General features: G+C 33.6%; 4 protein-coding genes. All 4 read left to right on the top strand.

Annotation, left to right across the window (positions count from 1 at the left end):
• Nucleotides 1-178: 178 nt before the first annotated feature.
• Complete coding sequence (locus tag CF596_RS14435; RefSeq protein WP_096902862.1) at nt 179-1,129, top strand: sensor domain-containing diguanylate cyclase; 951 nt, start codon at nt 179-181, stop codon at nt 1,127-1,129.
• 111 nt (nt 1,130-1,240) lie between these two features.
• Complete coding sequence (locus tag CF596_RS14430; protein WP_004778838.1) at nt 1,241-1,501, top strand: type II toxin-antitoxin system RelB/DinJ family antitoxin; 261 nt, start codon at nt 1,241-1,243, stop codon at nt 1,499-1,501.
• 93 nt (nt 1,502-1,594) lie between these two features.
• Nucleotides 1,595-1,765, top strand: a complete 171-nt coding sequence (locus tag CF596_RS14980) for a type II toxin-antitoxin system mRNA interferase toxin, RelE/StbE family (RefSeq protein ID WP_242439177.1) — start codon at nt 1,595-1,597, stop codon at nt 1,763-1,765.
• A partial coding sequence (locus CF596_RS14420; RefSeq protein ID WP_242439176.1) for a transposase occupies nt 1,740-2,018 on the top strand: 279 nt, incomplete at its 3' end. The genes CF596_RS14980 and CF596_RS14420, both read left to right, overlap by 26 nt.

Raw genomic sequence — 2,018 nt, 5'->3', positions numbered from 1 at the left:
CATGCAGAATCTCCTGCTCGTATCTTAAGAGAAAATTCTACTTTTAGATCCTATTATTTTTAGGGGGGATTACCATATCTATGAAATTTGTAAATTCATCTTTAAATAAAATAATTTAAATAAAACTATTGTTAAAATAAAGTTATATAAATTTTTAAAGTATTGATAGTGAGTAGTTATGAGTCTTTTTTATGAAAACTTTAGAGATTTTGAAGATGCTGGTAAAGCCATTTTAGAGTATTTACATAATCACTTAGGTTTTAATTTATGGATGATTACTCGTACAGAAGGTAATGATTGGATAGTTCTTCAAGCTAAAGACAGTGGATATGGAGTAAAAGCAGGACAAGTTTTTAATTGGACTGATTCATATTGTTCTAAGATGGTACTAGGCAAAGGGCCACGTATAGCACATGATTCAAAAAAAATTCCATTATATGAAGAGGCTGGAATTAATAAGGTAGTGGATATAAATGCATATATAGGTCAACCTTTATTGAATGAAGATGGCTCTGTTTTCGGTACATTATGTGCTATTGATCCATCAGTACAGCCTAAAAGTATAGAACAATATAGTGATTTATTAGAATTATTTAGTTTATTACTCAGTCGAATTTTACAGAACGAAATTAAAATAAATGAACAAAAAAGAATTAGCGAAAAACTTGAAATGGAGTCGCTAACAGATCACTTAACAGGAGCTTTCAATCGTCGTGCTTGGGATAAACTTTTAGATTTAGAAGAAAGTCGGTGTAAAATTTACGGACACTCAACAACAATTATTGTCATAGATTTAAATGATTTAAAATATATAAATGATAAATTTGGTCATTTAAAAGGTGATCAGATGATTCAAGAAACAGTCCAAATTATCAAAAGAACTGTGCGCTCTAATGATTTAGTTGCACGTTTAGGAGGAGATGAGTTTGGTATTTTAAATATTGAAACTAACTTAGAAAATACTCAAAAACTAGCAAATCGAATTTCAGAATCCTTAAAACAGGCTGGAATTAATGCTGCTATTGGTGTTGCAGCACGTCAACCAGGGACGGATTTACAACAAACAGTAGTTGAAGCAGATAAGCAAATGTATAGACATAAACGTCAAATCAAAGATATGTCTCAATAAGGTAATAAAATTAAGTTTTCCTACAATTAACATAATGGTGGTTATACGAATTGAACTTTTCTTCATCTAAGAATATAGTGTGATTAACAATGTTAATCATAGGAGCTTAACATGGCTTCAAATGCACTAGTCACTACTCGCATTAACGAAAACATTAAGCATGAAGCAACAGAAGTTCTTGCAACAATGGGCTTAACTGTCTCAGATGCAGTTCGCTTGCTGTTAACCAAGGTAGCGAAAGAAAAGGCTCTGCCTTTTGAAATTTGGCAGCCCAATCCTGAAACCATTGCTGCAATGGAAGAAGATCTAAGCAAAGCAAAGAGCTTCACTTCTGTTAAAGATTTGATGGCTGATCTAAATGCGGACGATTAAGTACACATCAGCATTCAAGAAAGACTATAAACGTGAGAAAAAAGGCAGCATCGAAATACATTAGATGCTGAACTACAAACTGTTTTAGAATTATTGCAAGCTGATGAAGCCTTGCCTGAAAAGTATCGTGACCATGCTTTGGTCAGTAATTGGGTAGGTCATCGTGATTGCCATATCAAACCTGATCTTGAACCGTACCGGGTTTGTCGGAGACCAACTTTCTTGAGAGAATGTTCCAATGACAAAACCAAAATATACCCCTGAAATCAGAGAAAGAGCGGTTCAATTATTGATTGAATCTGAAAAAGATTATCCTTCTACTTGGGCTGCAATCACAGCTATTGCACCTAAGATTGGTTGTACTCCTGAAACATTGCGTGTTTGGTATTTAAAGCATATGGATCAACTAAATCCTACCAAAGTACAACAGATATCTGACCAAGAAAAAATGAAGCAAATGGAACGTGAAATTAAAGAATTAAAGCGTGCCAATGAAATTCTACGTAAAGCAGCCGCT

The sequence above is a fragment of the Acinetobacter sp. YT-02 genome (genome assembly GCF_002412355.1).
GTDB classification, from domain to species: Bacteria; Pseudomonadota; Gammaproteobacteria; order Pseudomonadales; family Moraxellaceae; genus Acinetobacter; species Acinetobacter towneri.
This window is presented reverse-complemented; position numbering and strand designations above follow the sequence as displayed.

Bases quoted from the DNA above. Each gene is read 5' to 3' on its own strand.
- CF596_RS14435 (WP_096902862.1), top strand. From the start codon at position 179: ATGAGTCTTTTTTATGAAAACTTTAGAGATTTTGAAGATGCTGGTAAA.
- CF596_RS14430 (WP_004778838.1), top strand. From the start codon at position 1,241: ATGGCTTCAAATGCACTAGTCACTACTCGCATTAACGAAAACATTAAG.